At 62.5% G+C, this 25889-nt stretch carries 28 protein-coding genes; 17 read left to right on the forward strand and 11 right to left on the reverse strand.

The window, feature by feature from the left end:
- Positions 1-23: 23 nt before the first annotated feature.
- Positions 24-578, forward strand: coding sequence for a 3'-5' exoribonuclease (locus BJD12_RS01940; protein WP_005991732.1), 555 nt, complete (start codon positions 24-26; stop codon positions 576-578).
- A 1048-nt stretch (positions 579-1626) separates the two neighbouring features.
- Here BJD12_RS01940 and BJD12_RS01950 read toward each other — a convergent pair.
- The 3 genes from BJD12_RS01950 to BJD12_RS25300 are packed head-to-tail and all read right to left on the reverse strand — an operon-like array spanning position 1627 to position 3154.
- Positions 1627-2175, reverse strand: a complete 549-nt coding sequence (locus BJD12_RS01950; RefSeq protein ID WP_005991727.1) for a hypothetical protein — start codon at positions 2173-2175, stop codon at positions 1627-1629.
- Positions 2172-2708, reverse strand: a complete 537-nt coding sequence (locus BJD12_RS25295; RefSeq protein ID WP_005991725.1) for a VC1465 family Xer recombination activation factor — start codon at positions 2706-2708, stop codon at positions 2172-2174. The genes BJD12_RS01950 and BJD12_RS25295 overlap by 4 nt, the downstream gene beginning before the upstream one ends.
- The gene (locus BJD12_RS25300; protein WP_005991724.1) at positions 2708-3154 is read right to left on the reverse strand and encodes a DUF3693 domain-containing protein; all 447 of its coding nucleotides are present in this window, start codon (positions 3152-3154) and stop codon (positions 2708-2710) included. The genes BJD12_RS25295 and BJD12_RS25300 overlap by 1 nt, the downstream gene beginning before the upstream one ends.
- A gap of 127 nt (positions 3155-3281) precedes the next feature.
- Here BJD12_RS25300 and BJD12_RS24035 point away from each other — a divergent pair, with 127 nt between their 5' ends.
- The 9 genes from BJD12_RS24035 (at position 3282) to BJD12_RS01995 (ending at position 8644) form a co-directional block, all read left to right on the forward strand.
- Positions 3282-3455: a hypothetical protein gene (locus BJD12_RS24035; protein WP_155616208.1), complete on the forward strand. Its 174-nt coding sequence runs from the start codon at positions 3282-3284 to the stop codon at positions 3453-3455.
- The gene (locus BJD12_RS24040) at positions 3448-3606 is read left to right on the forward strand and encodes a hypothetical protein (RefSeq protein ID WP_155616207.1); all 159 of its coding nucleotides are present in this window, start codon (positions 3448-3450) and stop codon (positions 3604-3606) included. Before BJD12_RS24035 ends, BJD12_RS24040 begins: the two co-directional genes overlap by 8 nt.
- Positions 3606-4712, forward strand: coding sequence for a replication initiation factor domain-containing protein (locus BJD12_RS01965; protein WP_005991721.1), 1107 nt, complete (start codon positions 3606-3608; stop codon positions 4710-4712). The genes BJD12_RS24040 and BJD12_RS01965 overlap by 1 nt, the downstream gene beginning before the upstream one ends.
- Positions 4709-5002 (forward strand): single-stranded DNA-binding protein, encoded by a 294-nt coding sequence (locus BJD12_RS01970; RefSeq protein WP_005991720.1) that lies wholly within the window; start codon positions 4709-4711, stop codon positions 5000-5002. Before BJD12_RS01965 ends, BJD12_RS01970 begins: the two co-directional genes overlap by 4 nt.
- A 115-nt stretch (positions 5003-5117) precedes the next feature.
- Complete coding sequence (locus BJD12_RS01975) at positions 5118-5321, forward strand: hypothetical protein (protein WP_126936665.1); 204 nt, start codon at positions 5118-5120, stop codon at positions 5319-5321.
- Positions 5318-5569, forward strand: a complete 252-nt coding sequence (locus tag BJD12_RS01980) for a hypothetical protein (RefSeq protein ID WP_005991718.1) — start codon at positions 5318-5320, stop codon at positions 5567-5569. The genes BJD12_RS01975 and BJD12_RS01980 overlap by 4 nt, the downstream gene beginning before the upstream one ends.
- 113 nt (positions 5570-5682) lie before the next feature.
- On the forward strand, positions 5683-7164 hold the full coding sequence (locus tag BJD12_RS01985) for a hypothetical protein (RefSeq protein ID WP_042828727.1): 1482 nt from the start codon (positions 5683-5685) through the stop codon (positions 7162-7164).
- Positions 7164-7481, forward strand: coding sequence for a DUF2523 family protein (locus BJD12_RS01990; protein ID WP_005997732.1), 318 nt, complete (start codon positions 7164-7166; stop codon positions 7479-7481). Before BJD12_RS01985 ends, BJD12_RS01990 begins: the two co-directional genes overlap by 1 nt.
- Entirely contained in the window at positions 7478-8644 is a 1167-nt protein-coding gene (locus BJD12_RS01995) for a zonular occludens toxin domain-containing protein (protein ID WP_005997731.1), read from the forward strand. The genes BJD12_RS01990 and BJD12_RS01995 overlap by 4 nt, the downstream gene beginning before the upstream one ends.
- Before the next feature lie 3 nt (positions 8645-8647).
- On the opposite strand, the gene BJD12_RS02000 is transcribed toward BJD12_RS01995, so the two are convergent.
- Positions 8648-9088, reverse strand: coding sequence for a hypothetical protein (locus tag BJD12_RS02000; protein WP_228861017.1), 441 nt, complete (start codon positions 9086-9088; stop codon positions 8648-8650).
- A gap of 624 nt (positions 9089-9712) precedes the next feature.
- Between BJD12_RS02000 and BJD12_RS24045 the strand changes: the two genes are divergently transcribed.
- The gene (locus BJD12_RS24045; RefSeq protein WP_126936666.1) at positions 9713-9973 is read left to right on the forward strand and encodes a hypothetical protein; all 261 of its coding nucleotides are present in this window, start codon (positions 9713-9715) and stop codon (positions 9971-9973) included.
- A gap of 31 nt (positions 9974-10004) precedes the next feature.
- Here the strand turns inward: BJD12_RS24045 and BJD12_RS02015 are convergent, their stop codons facing one another.
- The 3 genes from BJD12_RS02015 to BJD12_RS02025 form a co-directional block, all read right to left on the reverse strand.
- Positions 10005-10655: a TraX family protein gene (locus BJD12_RS02015; protein ID WP_039420672.1), complete on the reverse strand. Its 651-nt coding sequence runs from the start codon at positions 10653-10655 to the stop codon at positions 10005-10007.
- Between the two features lie 122 nt (positions 10656-10777).
- Positions 10778-12583: a hypothetical protein gene (locus BJD12_RS02020; protein WP_042828717.1), complete on the reverse strand. Its 1806-nt coding sequence runs from the start codon at positions 12581-12583 to the stop codon at positions 10778-10780.
- A gap of 13 nt (positions 12584-12596) precedes the next feature.
- Complete coding sequence (locus BJD12_RS02025; protein WP_005997725.1) at positions 12597-13196, reverse strand: NfuA family Fe-S biogenesis protein; 600 nt, start codon at positions 13194-13196, stop codon at positions 12597-12599.
- 88 nt (positions 13197-13284) lie between these two features.
- Between BJD12_RS02025 and BJD12_RS02030 the strand changes: the two genes are divergently transcribed.
- The 4 genes from BJD12_RS02030 (at position 13285) to BJD12_RS02045 (ending at position 17233) form a co-directional block, all read left to right on the forward strand.
- Positions 13285-13641, forward strand: coding sequence for a 4a-hydroxytetrahydrobiopterin dehydratase (locus tag BJD12_RS02030; RefSeq protein WP_042828715.1), 357 nt, complete (start codon positions 13285-13287; stop codon positions 13639-13641).
- Entirely contained in the window at positions 13638-14060 is a 423-nt protein-coding gene (locus BJD12_RS02035) for an energy transducer TonB (protein ID WP_005997723.1), read from the forward strand. Before BJD12_RS02030 ends, BJD12_RS02035 begins: the two co-directional genes overlap by 4 nt.
- Before the next feature lie 235 nt (positions 14061-14295).
- Positions 14296-15114, forward strand: coding sequence for a zinc transporter ZupT (gene zupT, locus BJD12_RS02040; protein WP_005997722.1), 819 nt, complete (start codon positions 14296-14298; stop codon positions 15112-15114).
- A gap of 307 nt (positions 15115-15421) precedes the next feature.
- Entirely contained in the window at positions 15422-17233 is a 1812-nt protein-coding gene (locus tag BJD12_RS02045) for a DUF3300 domain-containing protein (RefSeq protein ID WP_042828712.1), read from the forward strand.
- 161 nt (positions 17234-17394) lie between these two features.
- On the opposite strand, the gene BJD12_RS02050 is transcribed toward BJD12_RS02045, so the two are convergent.
- Positions 17395-18381 carry an RluA family pseudouridine synthase gene (locus BJD12_RS02050; protein ID WP_005997718.1) on the reverse strand — a complete coding sequence of 329 codons (987 nt, stop codon included), beginning with the start codon at positions 18379-18381 and terminating at the stop codon, positions 17395-17397.
- Positions 18382-18792: 411 nt separating this feature from the next.
- On the opposite strand from BJD12_RS02050, the gene BJD12_RS02055 reads away from it, so the two are divergent.
- Positions 18793-22515: an Rne/Rng family ribonuclease gene (locus BJD12_RS02055; protein WP_042828710.1), complete on the forward strand. Its 3723-nt coding sequence runs from the start codon at positions 18793-18795 to the stop codon at positions 22513-22515.
- A 739-nt stretch (positions 22516-23254) separates the two neighbouring features.
- Here the strand turns inward: BJD12_RS02055 and BJD12_RS02060 are convergent.
- The 3 genes from BJD12_RS02060 to BJD12_RS02070 all read right to left on the reverse strand — a co-directional run bounded on the left by BJD12_RS02060 (position 23255) and on the right by BJD12_RS02070 (position 25389).
- Positions 23255-23902: a response regulator gene (locus tag BJD12_RS02060; protein WP_005997713.1), complete on the reverse strand. Its 648-nt coding sequence runs from the start codon at positions 23900-23902 to the stop codon at positions 23255-23257.
- 205 nt (positions 23903-24107) lie between these two features.
- Positions 24108-24869, reverse strand: a complete 762-nt coding sequence (locus BJD12_RS02065; RefSeq protein ID WP_005997711.1) for a sulfurtransferase — start codon at positions 24867-24869, stop codon at positions 24108-24110.
- A gap of 154 nt (positions 24870-25023) precedes the next feature.
- Entirely contained in the window at positions 25024-25389 is a 366-nt protein-coding gene (locus BJD12_RS02070) for a DUF6164 family protein (protein ID WP_005997709.1), read from the reverse strand.
- Between the two features lie 59 nt (positions 25390-25448).
- On the opposite strand from BJD12_RS02070, the gene BJD12_RS02075 reads away from it, so the two are divergent.
- Positions 25449-25880 carry an FKBP-type peptidyl-prolyl cis-trans isomerase gene (locus BJD12_RS02075; protein ID WP_005997707.1) on the forward strand — a complete coding sequence of 144 codons (432 nt, stop codon included), beginning with the start codon at positions 25449-25451 and terminating at the stop codon, positions 25878-25880.
- Positions 25881-25889 lie beyond the last annotated feature (9 nt).

Genomic DNA, 25889 nt, shown 5'->3' on the forward strand with positions numbered 1-25889 from the left:
TGCTTCCGCCGAGCACCTAATTGATGCGCTTCTTTCTCGATACCGAATGGGCCGACACCATAGGATCTGAGCTCGTTAGCATCGCTCTGGTGGCTGAGAACGGCACTGACTTCCTATACGCCGAGCGAGAGATCTTGCCGGCGCGTCCGACTGACTTCGTTCGCAGCGTCGTCTATCCACTGCTGGATCGGGACAGGTCGGTCCTGTCGGATCAGGCGATGACTAAGCGCGTACGCGGTTTTCTCAACTCCGCAAGTGCTCCAATGATCTTTGCGGACTACGCCAACGATCTTCAGCTCCTGCGCTACGTGCTCGCGGGCTTCGATCTACCCGATACCCAGGTCTCTGCATGTGGCCCGATACCTCGGGCTGTGGATGTGCAGATCATTCACGACAGGCCGACGGCGGCATTGGTGGACGCCTACTTTGAGGCTCATGCTGCAGCTAGGGCCAGACGACACCATGCCTTGGTCGATGCAGAGGCATTGCGAGTGGCATGGCATGTCTCTACCGGTCGCGTGCCGTGTCCCGCATGGGGTGTTAATGCTATTAAACGAGTGAGCGCACACCTTAGCTAACCATCGCAAGTAGAACCGTGGGAAGAGAGAAGCGGCAGGTTCGCACTGCCAAGTGATGGCACGCACGCACGCAGCGATCGAAGCCGCCGTGAAGCCCGCTGATGAAGATCACCATTGAGTGAGTGGGAAAAGCACCAGGAGTGCTGCGTAAGAGCATCCAAGAGTGCGCTTTCCACCTAGGAGGCACGCAGGCCATGCGGACGAACTCTCCGCGTTAACAGTAAAAGTGGGCACTCGAGAATGCGGGACCAGGAAAATTTGGCACTCGATGGTGCGGCTGCAGATGACGATCACTTATGAGTGCGTAGGAAAAGCATTGGGAGTGTTGCGCAGGAGCATGCGAGAGTGCGTTGTCCAGGTGTCTAGCTGCATTGTCCGGTCCGCTTCCTGTGGAGGGACAACCATTGATAGACCGCCAGGGCGCACAGGAGCGTCAACACGCCATTGCGCATAATGTATATCGAGACGTTATAGGTCGCATTGGTTAATCCCCTTGGCGGGCCTGAGAGTGAATCAAAGTGTCGACACATGCAAAATCTTCCGACTAAATAATTTCGTGACGCGTCACTTAATGCCCATTATCGTGACGCGTCACGTAATTAAAATACGTTTGCAGGGTGCGGCTTTTTGCCACTGCTTCGCCCAAGAAAATGCCCGCGTCGTTGCCGAGGCGGACATTGAGATTTAAACCTGTTTTGCGCGGGGGAACCCCGCACCCCAGACCAGATAATTTCGTGACGCGTCAGAAAAATACTACACGTCGATCGCCAGACTCGTTGAGCGAGTTGATGCACATCTCTAGCTTGGCTGGCCAGATACGACCGAAGCAGAGGGCAAGATCTGGTCGGTCAATGGTCTTGTAGAAGAAAATGAAGATCTCAATGAACTTGAACATGGCCCAGCAGTAGGGCTTCCTGATAGGGAACGTGACTGAGCCGTAGAAGCCCAAAACACCATAGCGATAGTTGCGTAAGCGGCGATGACAACGAGCGCGAAATCGGGTGCGCGGATGCATAGTTCCCCCTGTATTTGGTGACGCGTTACGAAACTAGAACTCGCCTTGTGAGCGAGTGCGCTGCCATAGCGTCTCGGAGTGCTTACCTGCCATGACGTATTCGTGGTGATAGCTGGCACCGAGGATCCCAGCAGGGACGGTTCGGTGCGGGCAGAACAGGAACAAAGCAAGGGCCTCACTAGGCAGCCCGGTAGATTTCAGCTCAGATCCGTGAGGAGTAAAGGAGAACTTCGCACGCTCACCGGCGTGAGGCTTGCTGGTGGTGCGTCGGGGCAGGGGGGCGTCGCGCCCGGACCCGATCGTACCTCCAGGGGCCGGTCGCGACGCCACAGCTGGCCGGCTGTTATCGAGTGCCTTGCGCATACCTGGCGACGACACAACCAGCTGAGGGACTGGATCATGCTGCTTGGCAGCCTGCTGAGGCATTTGGCCATCGAGGTACTGCCTAACAGCTATCGAAACAAGGGCGTTGAGCGAGATGCCAAGGGTCTTGGCTTTGGTGGAGGCTTCGCTCTTGAGCGGCTCGACCAAGCGGACATTAGGGGCCGTCTTGCGGGCACCGGTGAGGATCTCGACCTTCATGCGTGCCTCCGCTCTGACTTTTGGCACGTGTTACTGCTCGGGCCAACCGACGATCGGCCGGCTGCAGCTGCGAAGGTGTGGCGGCGATCGAGGACAACGGAGGTCTTATTGACCGGTCCAGCCGGTGAAAAGGTCCCGGATGTGTCGACACTCTGACGACACTTGGTAGACACAGAGGGCTTAAGCAACCACTTGGGTGCGCGGCAGTGAGAGGCCATCGCTGTGGCCAGGTGCACGGGCTTAGCGTCGCGGAGCCTAGCACGCTCGTTCTGGAACTCCTGCGCCTGAAGGACCAGGAGCGACCACCAGGCCAGGTCCGTCGATCGCAGCTCACGGCCCTCAGGCGTGATCAGAACGCCGCCGCGGATCTGGAAACCCGACCAGGTCGGTCCAAGCAGTTTGGTGCCACGCAGGACCCGCATGAGCTTGTAGGCGGTGTACGGGATCTGTGACCTGGCAGCTTCCCAGTTGGAGACAGTCCGGACGCTGACACGCAGCAGGTCGGCGCATGCCTGGACCGTGAGCTGCAGCATCAGCCTGGCGGTGCGGAAGCGCTCGGCCTGGTCACGGAGCTGGTGGACAGATGGCCGGCCGCGCCCCCGTTCGGGGACACGGCCGACTTCGCATAATGTATAGTGGGTGACGCTTCGAACCCGTGTCTGACGGCCTCCGCGCGCACGGGCAGGGCGAGTGAGACCCCTATCGCCAGGGTCATGGCAGTAGCGGCCAACTTGCGCCATACGGCCTTCTCCTCGCGGCTTATGGCGCGTTGCTCTCCAGCGATACCCATCACCAGTGCCAGTGGCTCTCCTGTCAGCCCGGCAATCGTCGCGCATGCAACTGGATCGGGCGTATTTCTGCCCTGACGCCAATTGTTCACGGTCTGCCGGCTCACTCCTAACGCCGCTGCCAACGCGCTGTCAGTCGTCAGATTTCTCCGCTCTTTGATCGCGTCCAGCAGTTCCGCCACGCTTTGCATGTATCGACCCTCTTGACATTATTGTCTCGACCCACTTTACTTCGTCCCGTGTCTCGAGACTCGATACACCGCGCCCCCGGCTCCCCTCCGGGGTCCGCGTCAAGGGGCAGGGGAGGGGGCAACATCCGTGACGCATCACGTTAACTTCGCCATTCTGGTTGTTCTGGTCGTGTGCCTGTTTCTGCGCGCCGCCCTGGGCTATGTGCGCTACGCGCGCCTCCGCGTGTTCCAAGCCCTCGATTCTAGCTATCGCGCTGCCGCTCTGGTCGCCAATGCCAAACGGCAGGTACGCCGTGGTTGATCTATTCCGCGCTGCCTTCTATCTCGTTGTGTTGGTCGGTGCTGCCGTCTGCCTTTTTGCGCTTTTCGGGCGTGTGGCCTTCATCGTTTTCGCGGTGTGTGTGCTGGTTGCGCCGCTGTTCGTTTCTGCTGCTCGCAAGGGTGGCCGCTGATGGCCGGCGAGGTCGCGGTGTCGGGACTCCCCTCGTCTAACAGGGGAGTCAGTGAATTCAGGAACAGTGATGGCACCCTGACGGTGATCATCGATTGGTTTTCTGCCTCTGTAGATTTGTTCGCTGTTCTGCGCCAGGTCGGCTACCTCGACCGCGACGACGCCGAAGAGGTCCGCCAGTGGTCGGACGCATGCGCCGAAAACGCCATGGTCATTGCGATCAATCTGTTTACGTTCTTTTTCGCCGGCCTCGGCATGGAATTGGACAAGCAGGCAGGCCCCGGCAGCTTCTACACCTGGCGCGTCCGTGTCCTCGACCGCGACGGCAAGCACGTGGGCATCATCGAGTTCGGCGGTGAAGAGTGTCGCCGCAAGGATGGCACCTACACGGCGCGTATCGAGTTGACCGGTGCCGGGTGCGCAATGGTGAGCGCAGCGCGCTGCGGCCATGCGAAGCGGTGGCTGGAGCTTCGAGCGAAGCTCGAAAGCTGCGCTGGACGGTTAACCCGTGTGGACACTGCGGCCGACGATCTGCTGGGCAAGTACCCGTTGAAGCTCGCGCAGACCTGGTATTCCGATGGTGAGTTTGACAACCGTGGTCAGCGTCCCAAGGCACAGCTGATTGATGACTACGACAGCGGCGACGGCAAGACGCTGTATGTCGGCACCAAGAAATCAGAAAAGCAGCTGCGCGTGTATGAGAAGGGCAGGGAACAGGGAGACAAGGAATCGCCGTGGGTGCGCTACGAGGCTCAATTTAAGGCGTCCAACCGCAAAGACCTGTCGCTAGACATCTTGCGTGACCCGGCCGGCTATCTGCTCGGCGCCTATCCGGTGCTGAACTTCCTCAACTGCGTGGCGCTCCGCATGGACATCACCAAGGCTGCGGTGGATGCCACGTGGAAGAGCGCACGCCGCCACATCAAACGTCAGTACGGCGCAACCCTCAATTTCATCGTGCGGCACTGCCCAACGCCTGACGCGTTGCATGCCGTCATCAGCACCTGCACGTCGCATCGGCTACCGGCGTGGGCAACAGCAGACGTAGCCAATCAATGGCCCGAAATCGCGGGCATCAATCAAACCTTAGAAGGGGTAACACCATGAGCGCAATCAAAGTCACCGTGTTGAGTGCCGAAGTCGATGAGCGTGGCGGCACGTTCAAGGACGACGAGGGCAAGGACCGGGAATACACCACCCGCAAGCAGAAAGCCAAGCTCGAAGCTGGCGGCTTCGCGTACCCGCTGGACGTACGTTTGGAGAAGGGCCAAGCCGCCTATCAGCCCGGGGAATATGAGCTTGATCTGGAAGCCATGGTGACCGTCAACAAGGGTGCCATCAATTACAGCAAGTTCCATGTGTTGCGCGCAGCCAAACATGCACGTGCTGCGGCGTAATCCATGGCCGTTCTGATCTACACCACGCACCCCTACATCGTTCTCGGCACCGGCTTCGTGCTGGGCGCGTTGACGGTAGCGGCAGCGTGGTATGGCGCAACCCGGAAATAGCCTCATGACACGTGTCCTCACCTGTATCGATGCAGTGCCCGCGCAGGACGGCACGTGTTCCCAAACTGCTTGGCTGGATCAACCCAGCTGGGTGGACATGCTGCCCACGGTAGAACAGGCCAATACCGTGGGGCCAGCAATGGTTTTTGGCCTCGCAATAATCGCAGCCTTACGGCTAATCATCCCAAGCAAAGGAGAAGAAGAATGAACCACAAGAATATCCGCGCCCTGCGCGCACACCTGTCCACGCTCGGCAACAAGGCCAAGGCGTTTGCCTTCGGTGGTGCTGCTGCTCTGACCGCGCCGGCTGCGTTCGCGCAGTCTGCTGGCGCCTTCGATCCCACAACCGCCATTGCAGCTGTCGCCGCGATGGTTGCATCAGCGGTGCTGCTTTACACCGCCTACGCAGTGGGCAAGTGGACCTTGAAGGCCTTCGGCCTGATCGGCGGCAAGTAAGCCTCTTTTGAACAGGGCAGGGCGGGGAAACCCGCCCTTTTTTATATGACCGGAACAGTTCTACTCATCTGGTACATGATGGCCGCCAAGGTCATCGCGGACGGCCTGCGGTGATGCGCGGACTCGGCCAGTATTTCGCACGCGCGGTGGTGAGGCGAGTTGCCTATGTCGTCGTGGCTGCATGTTTTGGGCTGCTGCTGCAATTGTGCAGTGGCAGCGCGCATGCCGCTGTTAATCAGGGTGAAGCAAATTACTTGTGCAACGCCGACGGCGCAAAAATGGTCGCCGGCTCGCCCAATCAGTGGCGCAATCCTCGATGCGTTCCGCTTAGCGGCAGACGTGTCTTTGAGGGGCACATTGAGCGCAACTTTTCTGACGGATGGGCAGAAACAACCTACGGACAATGGGTCTGGGATGAGGGTCAGACGTGCGAGAGCCTCAATGCATCCGCTCCGCTAGGTGACAGTGGTGCCAACCTCGCGCAAGCTCCTAGCACGTGCTACGGGGGCTGCAAGGTTGCAGGCACGCCCATATCTGGGCAAGCCGGTGGTGTTACGACCTATGGCATGGTCAACCGGTACTACACGGGCGACGTGTGCTCTACCCAGAACAACAGCAACGCGCCGATTGACGCGAAGCAGGAAGTGCAGGAACAGACTAAAGAGAAGCCGCCTGAGTGTGTTGGCCTCGGCAGCGGGCAAACCGGGTGCATGAAGCAAAACGGCGACTACTGCGCTACGGCATCCACTGGCAAGACGTTCTGCTGGAAGCCCAGCGAGACCGGGAAGAAAACAGACGGCGATGACAGCCAGGGTAAAACGCCTAAGGGTGATCCTGTGACGCCTCCACCGATCCCGCCGCCCGATGGTGAGTGGCAACGCACGGATGGGCACCAACAGACCACATGCGTCAACAACACGTGCACCACGTATAACGTGACGAACTACGTCAAGGTCCCTAGCGGTAGTTCTAACAACGGTACCGGCGATAACACTGTTGATGGCAGCGGCAATACCTCTGGCAACGGGACGAAGCCGGGCAACGATAAACAGGGCGACAAGGACAGCAAGGACAGCGCGACCGATAGTGGTAACTGCAACGCGTCGCCTATCTGCGTCGGTGACACCTTGAAGTGCTTGCAGCTGAAATTCACGTGGAAGATTCAATGCAATACCGATCGCGGCGAAGTGACGGCTGGTGTCACTTGCAGCGATGGCGACGTGCCCGTGTGTGCTGGCAAGAGTTGCAAATCTGCGGAGTATTCCCAGGTGTTGCAGGCCTGGCGCACGCGGTGCGGTCTCGAAAAAGAGCGTGACGCAGCGAAGGCCGATTCCGATCGTGGATCAGCAGATGCAGCTGGCGATGACGAAAAGGGCGAGGTGGCAAAGCTGTGGGCATCAGACGGCAAGCCTGGTCCCCATTTCGACCAAACGCGCTTGAGCATCGGCGGCGGTGATTTGCTCGGTGGCAACATCGACATCATGGGCACGCCGTTCACGCTGAACGCGCAGTTCTACGACGCTCTCTCGATCATCAAGAAAATTGTCATTGCGTCCGCGATGGTGGCCGCGTTCGTGATTCTTTGGAGGTCCTAATGTCTTGGTTCTCGTTCGATGTTCCGTGGCTCGGCGCGCTCGGCGGACTGCTCAACAAGCTGATGAAGCTCAAGCTGGCGCTGTGGACCGCCAAGGCGCTAGGCGCGCTCGGTTTAGGCTTTGCAGGCAAAGCGTTCGTGTACGACCCGCTGATTGACCAGGCCGTCAGTGCCTGGCAGCTGGTGCCCCCTCTGGCCGCCAATTGGGTGCATGCGCTCGGCCTCGACACTGCTATTTCAATCATCCTCAGCGCTTACGGCATCCAGGGCGTGCAGCGCGTGTTCCTCACCCGTGCAAATCAGGCTCGCGACGAATGATCGGTGATACCGCCTCTATTTCCCTGTTGACCGGTTTGCCTGGGTCTGGCAAGTCGCTACGGATGACCCAGCGCATTGTGGAGTTGGTGGAGCAGGGTGCGCACGTCTACACGTGCAACATCAATGGGATCAGCGTGCCCGGCGTCACGCCGTGGGAAGATCCAACGAAGTGGCGCGATCTGCCTGCCGGCGCAGTGCTCTTCGTTGATGAGGCGCAGCAGTATTTCCGCGCGCGGCGTGGCGGTGAGCCGCCTGAGTACATCAGCGCGATGGAGACGATCCGTCATTTGGGTGTGCGCCTGGTGCTGGCAACGCAGCAGCCTAACTACCTCGACACGCACCTGCGGGGCCTGGTGGGCTTCCACGAACATCTGTTGCGGCAGTCGGGTAAGGATCAGACCTTCATCTTTCGCAATCATCAGGTGATGGATGAGGTGCGGCTGGGCCTTAAGCGCATCAAAGGCTTGTACGACTATCAGCTGTGGAAGCTGCCGGAGAAATATTTCAAGTACTACAAGAGTGCGGAGTTGCACACGGTCAAGTACCGCATGCCGTCTCTGCTGAAGAAGGTCCTCATCACCGGGCCGATTGCCATCATTTTAGGCCTCAGCGTTTTCGGGTGGCTGTTCTGGAAGGGCATCCATGGAAAAGCGGAGGCGGACGAGCTGGCCAAGACTGCGCCTTCGGCGCAGCCGGGCCAGGCGTCCGCCGGAGCGCCATCGGGTAGCACCGCCAGGCGAGCCATCGCAAGCGGTGAGGACTACATGCGCGAAATCACACCGTTGGTGCAGGACGTGCCGTGGTCAGCGCCAGGCTTTGCGGGACGCGAGTTCCGTGCAGATCCGCACATGTTCTGCATGAGCAGTGACAACAGCTGCCGTTGCGTCACCGAGCAGAACACACGCGTGGTGGTCCGCGATGATGTCTGCCGCGATGTGGCGCGTTGGGGCGAGCCTTACAACCCGTATAAACCCCCGCAGGAGCGTCGCGAGTACGCCAGGACGGAGCAGGGTAAGGATGAGCAGCCCGAGAAGCCTGCAAAGCAGCAGGAAGCGCCAGCTGGAACGGTGGTCAGCAAAGGCGTGCGGGTGCAGGGCACGTTCCCCGAATCGCCGGGGAGTCATCCAAGCACGTATACGCCAGCCACGACGCTCGAAATGTAGTAGCTAGCACGGCTCTCTAACCTGGGTCCAGCCATTAGACACGCGTTTCAGCCTGCGTCCTTCGATGCAGCGCTCCCCGGCCTTCAGTGGTGAGGGAACGTAGGGCTCGGTTTGCGGCGCTTCCTGCCAGATCTGCCTCCGTAAGTTGGCCAGATCCCTAGCGTCCTCTGCATCGATCTGAGCCACCTGGCGATCAAGTTCCCGCTTCTCTGCTGGTGTCATTGGGCGCATCAGCTCGGCTGTCATGGCTGCGGCTTGTCTGCGAGCGTTCCATTCGATGAGACCAACGGCCACGACAACCAGCGCAACAAGACATACGGTTGCCTTGAGCCAGAAATCCGATTCATTGGTCGCGGGGCGTGTCGGGCCACGATAGGTGCGAGGGCGGAATTCGACTTCTTCGAGTCCTGCGGGCTTTCCCAGTGTCGGTTCTTGGCGTTCCATGCTTCCCCCTGTTTGTGGGCGCATTGTAGCCCCGGGGGTGTAGGGGGCATCAGCCCCCTACGGTGACGCTTGTCTCAGCCAGCGCGACCGAAGTGGCGTTCCCGCCAGTCCGCTAGGTCCACTACGACCACCTTGATCATGGACTGCTGAACCGCCTTGCGTTTTGCGTTCCTATTGCGTGCCGAATCTCGGATGTCGCAGGCATTGGCATGCCAGAGCAAGCCGCGCAGGCGAAGTTCTGGGATGCGTTCACCAGTAGGCGCAACAAGATCTCGACCCGCCAATCTCCATCCAGCCCAAGGGCCTGTGAGTTCCACGTGGTTCCGGACGACGCGGCGGTGCAGATCCTCTGCGCAACTGTTTGGGCATTGCGTCCCGACAGGCCAGCACGGCGGGCGTTGGTCTAGGTCGTAGGTATCAGTCATGCGGCGAGTTCCGTTTCGCGAGGGGAACGGTTCGGCAGGCAAGTTTTGATCCAAAGCCAGATCCAGCGTAGCCGAGCCGATGCCGCGCCAATAACCGATTTCGCATAATGTATATTATGTCAGAAGCTCATCCAGAGTTAGCTAGGACACCTCACCCACCAACTGCTCGACATAAGCCCACGTCGGTGGGCTGCAACAGTTGCAGACATTGATCGCGCGTGACGCCTGCAGCCACTGCTCGCCGTCTTCCAATGCATCGGCCGCCAGTGTGTACTTCCCATTGGCTGGATCGCTCTCAGCCTGCGACCTGCGCCTGATGCTGGCCGGCATCCAGACCATCGGCATGCCGGCGGATGACGGCGCCACGCAGACCCTGGAAGCCATCCTAGGCCGCTCGCTACGGATCTACGAGCACACGGTTGGAATGCCTGTCTCGACATCATCGGCCTACGTTGGCTGACTAGGCTACACGGAGCAAGGGCCGCCAGGTGTCAGAGTAAGGCGTATGACAGCAGGCTCAATACCAATAGATGCCCCATGTAGTAAAAATAGAACGCCCGGCGCGAGCGCGGAACCGGTATTCGCACTTTGGCAAGTAACAGCAACGGCAGCGCCAGCAATCCCCAGGGGGTGTCGTTGACCAAGCACAGCAGCCCCACCGGCAGCACTATCAGGACCAGCGCCAGGACGCCTCTGGACAGGCGCCATTGCCATGGGTTACGCCAGAACACCCAAGCGCACAGTACGATCGCCAGTCCACTCCATCGATAGTCAACCGCCGCTGGCGCCAATAGCGCGCATAAAGCAAAGAACACCCAGCGGCTGCGCTCGATCGCCAGAATGCACACTGCCGCCAATGCAAAAGACAGCAGAACGTTGAGCGGAAACACGCGCTGAAACGCGATGGCTGCAACCGGCGTGGCGATAAGACCCCAGAGAAACAGCCGCTTTACTGACTTCTCGACATCCGCTTTGGGTTGGGCAAGGTTATAGGCGAGCACCAGCGCAAACAGCGGAAATGCCACCCGCCCTAATTCTGTTACGACTGGCACGTATCCGATCGCAAGAATTTTCAAGGCGTGATCGCCTGTCATGCAGGCGGCAGCTAACCACTTCAGGAATTCGCGTCCACCGCTGGTCACCGATGCATCTCGCTTTGTGGCTCGGGTTCCGGCTGTTTTCTGCCGGTCGTTCTAGGACGCAGGCGCCAATTTCGCCCGTGGCGTCGCTGGCATTGGTCACTGAGCCGCAGGATCATTCGCCATCACCGCACCGCTCCGTTGTCTTCCTGCAACTCGCGCTTGAACGGCACATCCGGCGGCGGTCTGGCAGTGGCCGGCTGATCGTTGAGGTTGGGGTCGCTGAGACCGCAGCCGCCACCAAATTGCAGCAGCGACACCACGCAGCTTATCTTGGTGGTAGTGCCGGGAATCGGAATCTCGATCTTCTTCAATCCGCGGCGCACCCATTCCTGCAATAGCGACTGGTTCGGCATCCAGTACTTGTCCAGCGAGGTCGGCGTGTAGCCATACGGCGGCCGCTTGAGCCAGGTGCCGCCCTGGGCGATCTGATCGCGGGTCCAGGTGTCGGTTTCGCTGCCCGGCGGCCCACGATCGCCCGCGCCGCTGCCGGTATCGCCGCTGCCGGCCACCCGCACACTGCCGTCGCTGTTGAAGACACCATCGCGTTGGCCGTTCGCACCGCTGCTGTCGCCGCGCCGGTTGCGGTCGGACTTACTCCAGTCGTCGGCATTGGCCGCGACATCCCAGCCGCCGCTACGGTCGGCCGCTTGCGGGCCGGCCTTGCTGCTGGCGGCAAGCGTGGCAGCGGAAGAGGCTGCCGCCTTGTCGGCTTGCGCCGGTGTGGCCGATTTGGCCTGCGTGGTTTGTGGTGCCGAGCTGGCTGGCGAAGCCTGCGCAGCAGGTGGGCTGGCCGTCGCCGACGAGGTTGCCGGCTTGGCCGGTGCCGGTTGAGCTGGCGGCGCGGGCGGTACCAGCGCTGGTTCGGGGACGCTGGGCAGCTCGGTGGCACGCACCGCAACCTCAGGCATGCGCACGCTGGGCGCAATCTCGCGCGGCCGGATCGACGGCGCGGTCAGCTGGGGTCGGTCGGGCACGACGATCTCGCGCTCGCGCACCTCCGGTGCCGTTGCTGCGCGCACCGCCACTTCAGGCGCGGGGCCTTGCAGCTCGCGCAGAGCCGGCCGCTCGGTCACGGTCTGAATGTCGCGCTGACGCACCTCGATCTGCGGTGCCGACGGCGCCACGGGACGTGGCGCCACGGTGATGCTTGGCCGTGGCGGCACCACGAAATCGGTCGTGGCGATCGGTGTTTCGGTTACCTGGAGTGGCGATTCGATCGTGACCGGCGGCACCTGCACCGTCACTTGCGGCACATCAGGCGCCACCGGTTCGCTGGTAGCAGCGACAACCGGTTCGGGTGCGGTATCCATTGCTTGCGCCGTGCTGGCTGACTCCGTGGGATCGGTTGCTTGCGGCGGAATCGTGGGTTGCGTAGTCGCGCCGGCCGGATTCCCGCTTGCTGCGCTGGCGTTCTTCGCCGTGACCGCCTCGCCGGTCGCAGGCGAGGCAGCAGCGGACGGTTCCCCCTGCCCGCCCCCCTGCCCGCCCCCCTGCTCGGCCGCGCCATCGCCGATGAGGGTCATCCGCACCCGCGACTCCGCGCCTTGGGTGGTCTCCTCCTGCGCCCAGCGCACGGTGACGACCCAGATCAGCAAGGCGACAAAGCCGATGTGGATCAGCAAGCTGCCGAGCAAGGCGAACCAGTGCTGCGTGCGCTGATCGCGCGGGCGTGGATCCCAGTGTTGCCACCACAGGCTGCGGAACGCCTGGAACGGCGTCAGCAGCCGCGCAGCGCCAGTGCCATCCGCAGTCGATGGACGCGCCAGCAGCACATCCATCACCTGGTCGTCGCTGAATGGCGCCGCTGCATCGCCAAGGCTGCGCATCCAGATCGCCCAGCCGTACGGCAGCCCGGTGCGCCGATCCAGAATGAGCTTGGCCGGCATGCGCGCGCGCAATGCCAGCAGCAGATCGGCAGCCGTTGTCACCGGTGGTGCGGAATCAGGCCGCGCTGTCGCGCGGAATGTACGGTGCGTCGCCGGTGGCGTGGTCGGTGGCGTCGCGCACTGCGATCACGCCGGGCACCCGTCCCATCAAGGTCTTTTCAATGCCCTGCTTCAGCGTGACATCGGCCATGCCGCAGCCGTGACAACCACCGCCAAAGCGCAGCAGCACCACGCCATCGGCCGAGACTTCCTGCACGGCCACACGTCCACCGTGCGATGCCAGCTGCGGGTTGATCTCGTTTTCCACCACCCAGCGCACGCGCTCCACCATGGACGCCGAGTCGGCCGGCGCTTCGCCCTTGATCTTGGGCGCCTTGATGGTCAGCTGCTGGTTGCCGGTGGACTGGGTGACGTAGTCGATCTCGGCACCATCTACCCACGGTACGCTGGCGGCAGACACATATAACGTGAAGCCGTCGCAGTCGATGGCCCACTCGTCGCCGCTCAGGTCCGCAGGCTCTGCGAACTCAAGCCTGGCATCTGCGCGGGGGGTGCCCGGGTCCACCGCGCTCAGGCGCACGCCCATGCCGGGCACGCCTTCGCGTTCGATGAGCTTGCGGAAATAGGTCTGGGCTTTGTCGGATATCTGGATCATGCGGGTTATTCTACCGCTCAAAGCGCCCTCGCTCATGGAACAGCGTGATCTTGGTAGGGGCGCCGTCCGCCACCCCTGCGAGACCGTCATGACCGATCTGATACCCCTGGAGCAGGCCCATTGCCTTCCGCGTAAGGGCAGCGACCACAAGCTTGGCGAGGCCCGCCTGGCCGAACTGCTACCGCAGGTACCTGGCTGGGAGCTGGCCGAGGCCGGTACCGCCATCACGCGCACGTTCCGCTTTGCGGACTATTACCGCACCCTCGCCTTCGTCAACGCGCTGGCCTGGATCGCACATCGTGAGGACCACCACCCCGATCTGGGCGTGCACTACGATCGGGTGGTGGTGCGTTATTCCACCCACGACGTAGGCGGGCTGAGCGAAAACGACTTCATCTGCGCGGCCAAGACCGCGCAACTCTACGATCAGGGAGTCACTGCATGACAATTTCTCGCGCCGCCCTCGCCGGCCTGTGTCTGGCGGCCGGCCTCAGCGGCTGCGGCAAGTCGCCGCAACAGGCACCTGCGCCGGCGGTCGCCCCCACCGAACTTGCCGCGTTGAAGACACCGCCGCCGGAATACGCACCGGAGCTGGCTTGCGCCGGGGTCGGTGGCACCACTGTGCTCAAGGTCGTCGTCGGCACCGAGGGCACACCGACCGATGTCGCGGTGACCCAGAGCAGCGGTCAGCCAGTGCTGGACGAGGCCGCGCAGAAGCGCGTGCGCGAATGGAAGTTCAAGGCGGCCACCCGCAATGGTCAGGCTGTCCCGCAAACCATCCAGGTGCCGGTCGCTTTCAAACCGCCGGTGCCACGTCCGGACGAATGCTTCGCCATTGAAGAACGCGCGCGCCGCGGCAATTGAGCGCTGCCCTTAGCGTGCTGCAGCCGCCCTGAGCGGCTGCGGATAAAATGTTCGCAGCGGCGCTGCATCGCTCATCGACACCGGTGGTATTGGCCGGTGTCTGCGCATGAACATGCGGTCGCCTTTGGCACCACGCCCTCGTCATCCACGCATAGTCATCCTGCCGCCGCCAGTGGTCGCAGATTGATCCAACGACTGCAGGATTGCTTCCCACCCCACGAGGTCGTCGCGTCGCATGCTTGAGGTGTCATCACACAATGTCTGGACCGCGCTGGCGGTCACCCTGGCCGCGGGACTTGCTACCGGCCTGGGCAGCCTCATGGTGGTGTTCGCCAAGAAGCCCAATCCGCGCCTGTTGGCATTCGGGCTGGCATTTGCTGGTGGTGCGATGGTGTACGTGTCGTTGTCGGAGATCCTCAACAAGTCGATCGCTGCGTTTTCCAACGCCTACAACGACAAGCTGGGCTTCACCTTCGGCACGCTGACTTTTCTAGGCGGCATGCTGTTGATCATGGTGATTGACCGCTTGGTGCCTAACCCGCACCAGAGCCTGTCTATCGACGACCCGCAGTTCCACGATGACAACCGCGCCTATATCCGACGTGTCGGACTGATGACCGCCATCGCAATCACCGCGCATAACTTTCCCGAAGGGCTGGCGACATTCTTCGCCACGCTGGAGAGCCCGGCAGTGGGTATGCCCCTAGCGTTCGCCATCGCCATCCACAACATTCCCGAAGGCATCGCGATAGCGGTGCCGGTGTACTTCGCCACGCGCAACAAGTTCTATGCCTTCGGTGCCAGCCTGCTGAGCGGTTTGGCCGAACCAATCGGCGCCGGCATCGGCTACCTGGCGCTGTCCAACGTCTTGTCCGAAGCGGTATTCGGCACAGTGTTCGGGCTGATCTCTGGCGTGATGGTGTTCCTGGCGTTGGATGAACTGTTGCCGGCGGCAAAACGCTATGCACAAGGCCATGAGACGGTTTATGGGCTGGTCTCGGGCATGGGCACGCTGGCGATCAGCCTGGTGTTGTTCCGCTTTGCAGCGCCTTGACGCGTGGCGCGCTCATGGCGTGCCACGCCCGGTGTTGTTTTGTGTGAGGGCTGAGGCTTTCCGAATTCAAGCATCTTTCAAGCTGACGCTGCTGCCAGGCAACGTGTGCGCATGCCATCAAATACTGCCCTGACGTTTTGACGCAAAGCGGCTTTCCGCACGCGCTGCAGCCCTGTGATTCGTCAGCGCGCAGTCACCCTGAACGCTGCGGTGCCAGGCCATGACCGGCACCATCTCAGCAAGCTCCCAGACATCAAATGCGGCGCATCGTACGCGCGTCATCCACGTGCACACGACGAGGTGCCGTATGCAACGCACATGGTCACAGGGGCGCCTTGGATGGGCGCTGGCAATCGCATCCGGCGGCGCGCTGGCGCTTGTCGGCTGCCAACGCACCGCACCGCAGGCAACCGCCGTTCCTCCTGTCGAATCACCCGCCTCCATCGCACCGGCCTACACACCGCCGACGGCCGATCAGCTGTATCGACTGGTCGCACCGATTGCCCTGTTTCCCGACAAGCTGTTAGCCCAGACCCTGGCGGCGTCGGTCTACCCGGATCAGCTCCTTACTGCGCAGGATTGGCTGCACGGCAATCGCAACTTGACGGCCACCGACCGCGCGCAGGCCACCGTGTCGCAACCGTGGGATCCCAGCATCAAGGCATTGACCGCCTTCCCCGATGTGGTGGACCAACTGGCCGGCAATCTCGATTGGACCCGCGCCCTGGGTGATGCGTACGCGCATGACCCCAACGATGTCCTCAACGCGGTGCAGATCATGCGTCAGCGTGCTCAAACCAGCGGTCATCTGCGCAGTACGCCGCAGCAGCAGGTCCAGGTGGCGCGACATGTGGTGGTGACACCGGTTCTGGATGGCGAACGTGTTCCGCCGCCGTCGCAAATCATCACCATCGAACCGGCACACCCAGAGGTGGTGTATGTGCCGCGCTACGACCCGGGCGTGGTCTACGGCACGCCGGTCGATGTCTATCGCGACTATCGCTATCGCCCGGTGCGGTGGTACGACCAGGGCGATGTGGTGACTACCGGCGTGGTGTCGTTTGGCGTCGGTGTGCTGGTTGGCAGCGCGCTCGAACACCACCGCGGCTGGTTCGGCTGGGCCGCACCTGCCCCGGCGTGGCACCACTGGGGTTGGAACAGCTGGAACGTCGATTGGAACGCGCCGCCGGCGGCACCGCATTACGTGATGTACCAGAACCACGTCTATGCACCGCGCACGACTATCATCAACAACAACCGCAGCACCTATATCGACGCCCGCTCATATGTGCGGCAGGATCAGCGAGATAGGCGCGATGGCACTGCGGCATCTGCGTCGGTTCCCGGACTGGTGCCGACAGGGCCGACTGTCAACCCTGCGGCCTTGCCGATCGCCCCGGCAGCAGGTGCGCAGTTGCTCAACAACCTGCAACGCCCTAATGGCATAGCGCCCTCGCCCGCCAACGCTGCGCGTCGGCCCGATTATGCACATCTGTCTGCACCGCATTTTGACCGGCAGATGCTGCAGCCAGGTCGTCCTGTGCCAACGCGTGTTGCAGCGCCGATGTCGGCAAATCTGGGGTCGCAGGCGCAGGCAACGTTACGCGCACCGACCATCTCCGCCCCGATGCTCGCCCCGCACGCGCGTCCGGCCATGCGCACCTCTGCGCCACCGGTTGCGCAACAGCGCATCGCGCACGTGCAGCAACTGCATCAGGCCGACGCTGCGGCCCGCGGGCCTGCACTCAATGCAACCCCTCAAGCACGTCCAGCACCCACTGCACAAGATGCGTTTGCCAGCCGTGACCCATACGATGGTACGCGTCATGTGCCGGCAGCAACGCAATTCCAGCCACTACAGATCCACGACCAGCAACGGGATGCAGCACGTCAACAAGCCGCCTTGGCGCCACCGCAACGGATGGAACGTGCGCAGCCACTGCCGCCGCGCCAGGAGCCTCGGCCAATCACGCAGACCCAGCCGGCACAGCATCCGCAGCGCATGGTGTCCTTCGCAGCCCCGCGCCCGGCTCCCGCCCATCCGACAGACATGCATGCGCAGCGACCGCCCACGCATGCGCAGGCACCGCAGCATCGTGACCACCATCGCGACAGCTAAGCTTCACTGCTCAGACCTGCGGTGCAGTGGCTGGCGATGACGGCCGCTGCCCTTGGGGGCTAACCATGGTAGGGCAGTAGCACCGCCTAAGCCCCGTGATCGCCAGGCATCAGGTACCAGGTACTTGAGAAGCGAGAAGCGCGCAGCCTGAGCCGACTGCGTCAGCGCCCCAGCCGATCCAGCGCCTCGGCCAGCTCGGGGGCCAGCGGCGCACTCAGCACATACGGCGTTTTGCCGGCGTCCAAAGCGAATTCCAGCGAGGCCGCATGCAGGAATAGCCGCTTCAAGCCAAGCTGGTCGCGCAGCCGCTTGTTGACCTCGGCCTCGCCATATTTATCGTCGCCGGCCACCGGGTGCCCCAAGTGCTGGGCGTGCACGCGAATCTGGTGGGTGCGGCCAGTTTCGATGCGAACTTCGCAATACGAGTGGCCGCCGCGCCGTTCCAGCAATTTGAAGTGGCTCAGCGACGGCTTGCCGATCGCATTCACCTGCACGTGCCGCTCGCCACCCTGGCGCAGGCCGATATGCAGTGGCGCGTCGACGGTCATCACGCCGTCCGGCATCCGCCCCACCAGTAAGGTCAGGTAGCGCTTGGTGATGCCGCGCCCTTCAACGCGGTCGTCCTCCCGCATCAGCGCCTGTAATTCGGTCAACGCCGAGCGCTTCTTGGCCACGATCAATAGGCCCGATGTATCGCGATCGAGCCGATGCACCAGTTCCAGGGTCTGGTTCGGGCGGAGCGCGCGCAAGGTCTCGATCGCACCAAAGCTGATCCCGCTACCGCCATGACTGGCCACACCAGACGGTTTGTTGAGCGCCAGCAAACGCGCGTCCTCGAACACGATCGCTGCTTCCAGCCGCGCCAGGAACGAGGACGGCGGCGCTGCCTTGTCGCCTTCTTCGGTGACGCGTACTGGTGGAATACGTACCTCCTCGCCACCTTCGAGCTTGCGCTCGGCCTTGGCCCGCCCGCCATTCACCCGCACCTGGCCGCTGCGCACCAGCTTGTAGATCAGGCTGCGCGGTGCACCTTTGAGCTGGCCCAGTAGAAAATTGTCCAGCCGCTGCCCAGCGCGGTCTTCCGGAACTTTGAGAATGCGCGCGCCCACACGGTCGGCAGGCGGCTTGGGGGGCTGGGGGTCGGTCATCCGGCTCTTTATTCTGTTACACTCGGCGAGCGAGATAAGGGTTTGATTTCGTTGGAAGTTGATAGGCCAGAAGCCTGACTTCCGATGATTCCGGCACAGTGCGCGACCACCGCCCCAGGGGCGGCCATGTTAGCGGCTCACCGGCCTACCCGGCCATCGCCGGCGGTTTTTGACCGTTGCGCTGAACATGTCCCGTGCGCTGCCCCGGTCCGTCCGGACGCGGCTGCCGGCCCTGAAACACCTATAAAACTTAAAGACAAGCGCTCCCGCGGCCTGCCGTGGTGTTGCAGCGCTGGAAACCCTGGTCAGGCCTGTCCGCGCGTTGCGCGAAGGGCCGACAAGCTGTTCCAGAGGCGAAACGTCACGGCGTTCCGCGCGGTAGAGCGCGTGAGGAACGCAACAATGAAGCGAATGCTGATCAACGCAACGCAGGCAGAAGAACTGCGCGTGGCGATTGTGGACGGCCAGACCCTGTACGACATCGACATCGAACAGCCGTCCAAGGAACAAAAGAAGTCCAACATCTACAAGGGCCGTATTACCCGGCTCGAGCCCTCTCTGGAAGCGGCGTTCGTGGACTATGGTGCCGAGCGCCATGGCTTCCTGCCGTTGAAGGAAATTTCCCGCGATTACTTCCAGGCCGGCGTCGACCATAACAAGTCGACCATTCGCGAGCTGCTACGCGAAGGCCAGGAAATCGTGGTGCAGGTCGACAAGGAAGAACGCGGCAACAAGGGCGCTGCCCTGACCACGTTTATTTCGCTTGCCGGCCGCTACATGGTGCTGATGCCCAATTCGCCGAGCGCCGGTGGCGTTTCGCGCCGGATCGAAGGCGAAGACCGCGCCGCGTTGAAGGAAGCGCTGGACAAGCTTGATATCCCCGACGACATGGGCGTGATCATCCGCACCGCCGGTGTCGGTCGTGACGCCGAAGAACTGCAGTGGGATCTGGATTACCTGCTGCAGACCTGGAAGGCGATCGCCGAGGCTGCGCTGAGCAAGCCGGCTGCGTTCCTGATCTATCAGGAATCGCGCCTGATCATTCGCGCACTGCGTGACTACCTGCGCGCCGACGTCGGCGAAATCCTGGTCGATACGCCGGAGCTGTATGCCGACGCCCAGGAATTCATGAAGCAGGTGATGCCGCAGAGCCTGCGCAAGCTCAAGCACTACACCGACGACATTCCGCTGTTCAACCGCTTCCAGATCGAATCGCAGATCGAAGGCGCCTACGAGCGCAACGTGCGCCTGCCGTCGGGCGGCTCGATCGTGGTCGATCAGACCGAAGCGTTGACGGCGGTCGACGTGAACTCCTCGCGCGCCACCAAGGGCAGCGACATCGAAGAAACCGCGTTCCAGACCAACCTGGAAGCGGCCGAAGAAGTCGCGCGCCAGCTGCGCCTGCGCGACCTCGGCGGCCTGGTGGTCATCGACTTCATTGATATGGCTTCGTCCAAGCACCAGCGCGAAGTCGAAAACAAGCTGCAGAATGCGCTCAAGTACGACCGTGCGCGCGTGCAGCTGGGTCGCATCTCGCGCTTCGGCCTGATGGAAATGAGCCGCCAGCGTCTGCGTCCGAGCCTGGGTGAATCCAGCCAGATCGTATGCCCGCGTTGCGATGGCCATGGCCGCATGCGCAGTGTCGAATCGCTGTCGCTGTCGATCATCCGCGTGGCCGAAGAACACGCGATGAAGGAAAACACCGGACAGGTGCTGGTCCAGGCCCCGGTGGAGATCGCCAACTACCTGCTCAACGAAAAGCGCAGCGCGCTGCGCGAGATCGAAAATCGCCACGCCTCGCCGATCATCATCGTCGCCGACGAGCAACTGCACACGCCGCATTACGAAGTCACGCGCCTGCGCGAGAACGAGTTGGGCGAAGACAGCGGCAAGCCGAGCTATCAGCGCGGCACCCCGCGCAAGTTGCCGGTGCATGCGCTGACCAAGGCGCAGTTGAACATTCCGGCAGCGCCTGCGGTGACCTCGATCAAACCGAGCCAGCCGGCCCCGGTGCGTGAAGAGGCCCCTGCCCCGGTCGCGCCGACACCGGCGCCAGCCCCGGTTGTCACCGTGCCGATTCCGGCACCGGTAACCGGCGTGGTTGGATGGTTGAAGCGCATCTTCGGTGGTGTCGAGCCGGTCGCTCCTGCAGCCGAGTCGCTCCCGCGTCCGCGTCAGAACGATGCAGGCCGCAACAATCGTAACGAGCGTGGCGGTCAACGTCGCGACGGCCGCGATGCCCGCAACGGCAACGGTGGCAATCAGCAGCGCGGCAGTGGCAACGGTGCCAACAAGGAGCGTCGTGACGAGCGCCGCCAGCCGGCGAACGGCCAAAACGGCCAGGCTGCCCAAGCCGGTGCCCAGGCCCAGCAGCAGGTGCAGGTACCCAAGCCGCCGCGTAACGAAGCGCAGGCGCCGAAGCAACAGCAACAACAACAGCAGCAGAAGCCCAAGCAGCAGAACCAGACGCCGCGTCCGCCACGTGCGCCTGCGCAGCAGGACGGTGTGCCGTCCGAGCGTCAGCCGCGTCCGGCCCGTCAGGATGAGGGCACCGCTTCGGCGCAGACCCTGACCACGACCGCCGCAACTGCAACCACGTCGACTGTGGTCGCCGCCATTGCCGAGACCGCTGCAGAGACCAATAAGCCAACCACCGCGAACGAAGCCAACCAGGCCCACCCGGTCGAGGTCGTCGTGAGCGAGTCGACTGCCGATCGCGGCACCGACGCGAGTGCGGATGGCCAGACCCAGGACGCGTCGGGCGACGATGCGGCCAATGGCGAAGGTGGAAGCCGTCGTCGCCGCGGTCGTCGTGGCGGTCGTCGTCGTCGTCGTGGCGCCGGTGCAAATGGTGAAGGCGGCAGCAGCGTCGATGGTCTGGATACAGATGATCTCGATGGTGATTCCGACAGCGATCTCGATGCCGACAACGAGGGCGACGATGCCGGTACGCAGAACGCGGCATCCGCCGCTCCGCGTGCAGGTCAGCCGGAGTTCGATTTTGACGACGATGCCCCGGCCCCGTCCGTTCGTACCAAGCCCGAAGCCAATGCAGCGGCAGCGCTGAAGCCGCGTCCGGTTCCCAAGGAACGTGCGGAAACGCAATCGGACAGCGACACGACGTCAACGACGGCGCCGGTCTCCAACGCCACTCCGTCGTTCGAGCAGCAGGTCTCTGCACCTGTTGCCGGAGCAGCCGATCAGAAACGCGGTGATGCCAGCGTGGCAGCTACCTCGGCAGCCAAGCCGACCGTTTCTGCCCCGGCAGTGGCCTCGCCCCAAGCTGCGTCGGTAGCCGACACTGCAACTTCGGCAGCTGCGCGGGCCGCCACGCAAGCTCCGGTCGCTGACGCAACGCGAAGCGTCACACAGACTGCGACTGCCTCGACTCCTGCTGACCACACGGTTGCTGCTGCGCCACCTGCTGCAACCCCGGTTGCAGATGCGGCATCAACTGCACCGGTTGCGGTCAGCAAGCCTGTCGAGCCTTCTGCACCGAATGCATCGACGGCCGAAGCAACCGCCGACGCACAGCCCAAGCCGGTACCGAAAGCACCGACCGACACTACGACTGCAGCACCGTCGGCCGATGCGCAAGCGCGTGCGGTTCCGGCTGCCAGTGCAACACCTGCAGTGCAATCGGAGCCCGTGAAGCCGGCAGCAGCGGCGCCCGCTGGGTCGCAAACGCCTGTAGCAACGGCACAGCCGGCAGCACGGGCCGCCGTGGTCACCGCCAATGCGCCACATAGCGAACCGGCCAATGCGGTCAAGCCTTCGGTAGACGTTGCTGTGACATCCACCGCAACGGTGCCGCAGAGTGCCGCCGCAGCGTCCGAGGATGCGCCGGCCGCTCCGGTTCGCAAGCCGTATGCACCGGTGCAGACGACCATGCTGGATGCGCTGGCTCCCAATGCCGACGCAGCTGCTCCGTCAGCGGCTGCCACGCCTGTATCGCCGGAGCAGTCGCCGCCAGCAGTACCGCAGGCACCTGCCCCTGTGCAGGAACAGGCAGCCGACAAGCCTAAGCCGACTGTGGTCGTCTCCGAAGCGGCCAAGCCTGCAGCGCCGTCCGTTGACATCGATGGTGCATCAGTACAGGAAGATGACGCCGACAAGCCGCGCAGCGATCACTGATCTCTGCAACGCATGTTCGATCTAGCCCGGATTGTTCGGGCCAGATCCGCGTCAAACACGGCGGCCTTCGGGCCGCTTTGTTTTTGTGCGCGATTCGCTACGACAGCGTTCAGGCGCTACGCCGAGTCGCTTAGAGTATGTCGTTCGCATTTAGATATCGGCATCGATCAATCGACTGGTGCTGACAACAGCCGAGATGCCTTGCCATTCTAGAGGTCGGAACAGCTTGATCCCCTGCCCTTGTGAATAGACCAGTTCAAAGGCGGGAGCCTTGGCTTAATCCTGCGGCTGCAAAAGCGGCACCGCATACAGGCGATCAAGAAATGTCGCCGATCGTCAACGCTAGTGATGACTGCAGATGGCGCTTTAGTAAACACTGCGCAGCAGCCAGACACGCGCAGGATTGACATGCAGCGCGGCGAAAGGGTCGGCGTGCTGCATGTCGATCAGGAGACGCTGCAAGCGCGCATTTGGGCAGGCGGCTGCGATAGAGCGTTCGGTCCAGCGCGTTTCAAGCGCTTATCCGGGCCACAGGCGCGGCACGCTGGCTCCGGTGAGGCCGCGCACACCATTCGCCCACCAACCCCGTCCCGTGTATCTCAGCGGGGTGATGACTGCTCGCCATGGCTCGTTAGCCGCACGCCATGCATGAACATGGAAGTCGTAGGGAGTGAGTCCCAGCGACTCGCTCAACGACGCTCAAGCGACACGCAAGCGCACAAGCAGCGAGTGAAACACGCTACATCGTGCGAGCAGGGTCGGTCAGGCCGTATTGGTTGGCCAGGCGCGCCAGTGCGATGTTGTCCTGGATACCGACCTTTTCGAACAAGCGCGCCTTGTGCGTGTTGATCGTCTTGGCGCTGAGATTCAGGCGCTTGGCGATGTCTTCCTGTCGCAGGCCTTGCGTCAGCAACAAAGCGACTTCAAGTTCGCGTGGCGACAATGCATCGAATGGCGAGCTACCGCCTTCCAGGTTGGAAAGCGCAAGATTCTGCGCAATCGTATTGCCCAGGTAGCGCCGCCCCAATGCGACTTCGCGTACCGCGCGTAGTAGCTCATGCGCGTCGCCCCCCTTGCCGACATACCCGGATGCGCCCGCTTCGAGCAGACGTTTCGGCAGCGGGCCATCCTCTAACACCGACACGATGATCACGCGCGTTCCGTAGTCGCCCTTGACGATACGCTCGGTGATTTCCAAACCACTGACGCCGGGCAAATGCAGATCGCACAAGACGATCTCCGGCTTGAGCTGACGAATCTGCGGCAATGCGGCTTCGCCACTCTCTGCCTCACCCACGACATCAACGTCCACTTCCTTGGACAGGATCATCTTCATGCCGGTACGCACGAGTGCATGATCGTCGATCAGAAAAACTCTGATGGTCATCCTTGTTGTCCTCGCTGTGCGGCTGGCTGGTGCAGCCTAGCTCCGTGAATAATTCAGGGCAAGCTCGATGCGACGTATTACGTGCAAGTTAGAGCGCGTGCGCTCTTTTGCATTTGATGTCACTGCGTGATGTGTCGCTGCAGTGTGTTCGCATGATGCAAGCGCCTGCAAGGCCTGCAGCATCGGGCAATGCAGTCGCGCCCGGTCAGACTTTTCCCGGTTCATCGGTCCGCGCACCATCTACCAGAGGGCGCAATGCGGGATCGAGCGCTACGCGCTCATCGAACACGAAACAGCGGCCGTCATAGCCTTCGCCACCGACTTCTTCGAAATAGCCCAGGATGCCGCCCTCCAGCTGCAGTACGTTGTCCATGTCCTCGGCCTGCATCCACAGCGCCGCCTTCTCGCAACGGATACCGCCGGTGCAAAAGCTCACCACCGTGGCGTCGGCCAATGCTGCACGATGCGATTCAAGTGCTGCGGGCAGCTCGGTGAACTTGTCGATCGGCAAGGTCAGCGCGCCTTGGAACGTGCCATAGGTCACTTCCTGCGCGTTGCGCGTATCCAGCAGCACCAGCGGGCGCCCTTGGTCATCTCGCCCATTGCGTATCCACTCGCGCAATACCCCAGGCGTCACCGTCGGCGCGCGGCCTTGCAGCGGCGATGCATCGTCGCGACGGAAGCTGATGATCTCCGGCTTGACCTTGACCTTGAGCCGCGCAAACGGCTGCTGCGTGCTCTGGCTGTATTTGATGCGCATCTGCGCAAAGCGCGGGTCGGCCTGCAGCCAGCGGTAAAACGCGCCGATCTGCTCGGCGTTACCCGCCAGAAAGAGGTTGATGCCCTCTTCGGCCACCAGCACAGAGCCCTTCAGCAGGTGCTGTTCTGCGTGCAGCAGCACGCTGTCCGCCAGCTGCTGCGGGTCCTGGATGGTGACGAATTGATAAGCCGCGGTATTGGTGATCATGCGGGCATTTTAAGGTGCCCGATCCCGGGTAGCGAGCGCCGGCCGGAGAATCCATCGCCTAACAGGCAGTGGGAGCACACCAAGCCGATTCAACCTACTTGCGCGCGGCGGAGGTATTCGGCCGCCATCAGCGCCGGCCACGGCGATGCACCCATCAGGCGCGCAGCAACAGAAACGGCAGCAACACCAAGGACGCAACGATGAGCATCCCCAGCAGCGTGACGATCACGAACACCGGTCGCTTGCGCAGCAATGCCCCGAACGTTTCTGCAGTGCCCGCAGCAATCGCTTCCTGCCGTTGCGCCCGCGCCAACGCGCCACGCTCGGCTTGATACGTATCCAGCACCGCCTTGGCGCGCGGGTAGTCGGCATCGTCGCTGAGCCAGATGCCGCCAGCAGAAATGCCCCAATTGCTGGGCCTGGTTTCGTAGATCTGCACCAGGTGCTCGCGCAGCAGTGCCCGCACCTCGTCGGCCTCGTCGTCGGGAACGTTACGCAGATTGAGCAGCAGCTTGGCCATGGCGCGATGATAACGGGAGCCAGGTGCGATAATGGCGGCCTTCCTTCGTGGATCACCCCATGCGCCTTCTGTTGACGCTCTGTGCCGCGCTGCTGCTTGCCAGCTGCGCACCTGCCCTGCCGCCGTCCGGCGGCACCATCGCCAGCTTCGAGCGGATCGACCGCACGGTCGGTACCGGCGCGGAAGCCACCCCGGGCGCGATGGTCACCGTGCACTACACCGGCTGGCTGTACGACGAAAAAGCCGCCGACAAGCACGGCAAGAAATTCGACAGCTCGCTCGATCGCGCAGAACCCTTCCAGTTCGTGCTGGGCGGTCATCAGGTGATCCGCGGTTGGGACGATGGCGTTGACGGCATGCGCGTGGGCGGCAAGCGTACCTTGATGATTCCGCCGGACTACGGCTATGGCGACAACGGTGCGGGTGGCGTGATTCCGCCGGGCGCATCGCTGGTGTTCGATGTGGAGCTGCTCGGCGTGCAGCCACGTTGAGCGCCTGAG

This window comes from Xanthomonas vesicatoria ATCC 35937, from assembly GCF_001908725.1.
Lineage (GTDB): Bacteria > Pseudomonadota > Gammaproteobacteria > Xanthomonadales > Xanthomonadaceae > Xanthomonas > Xanthomonas vesicatoria.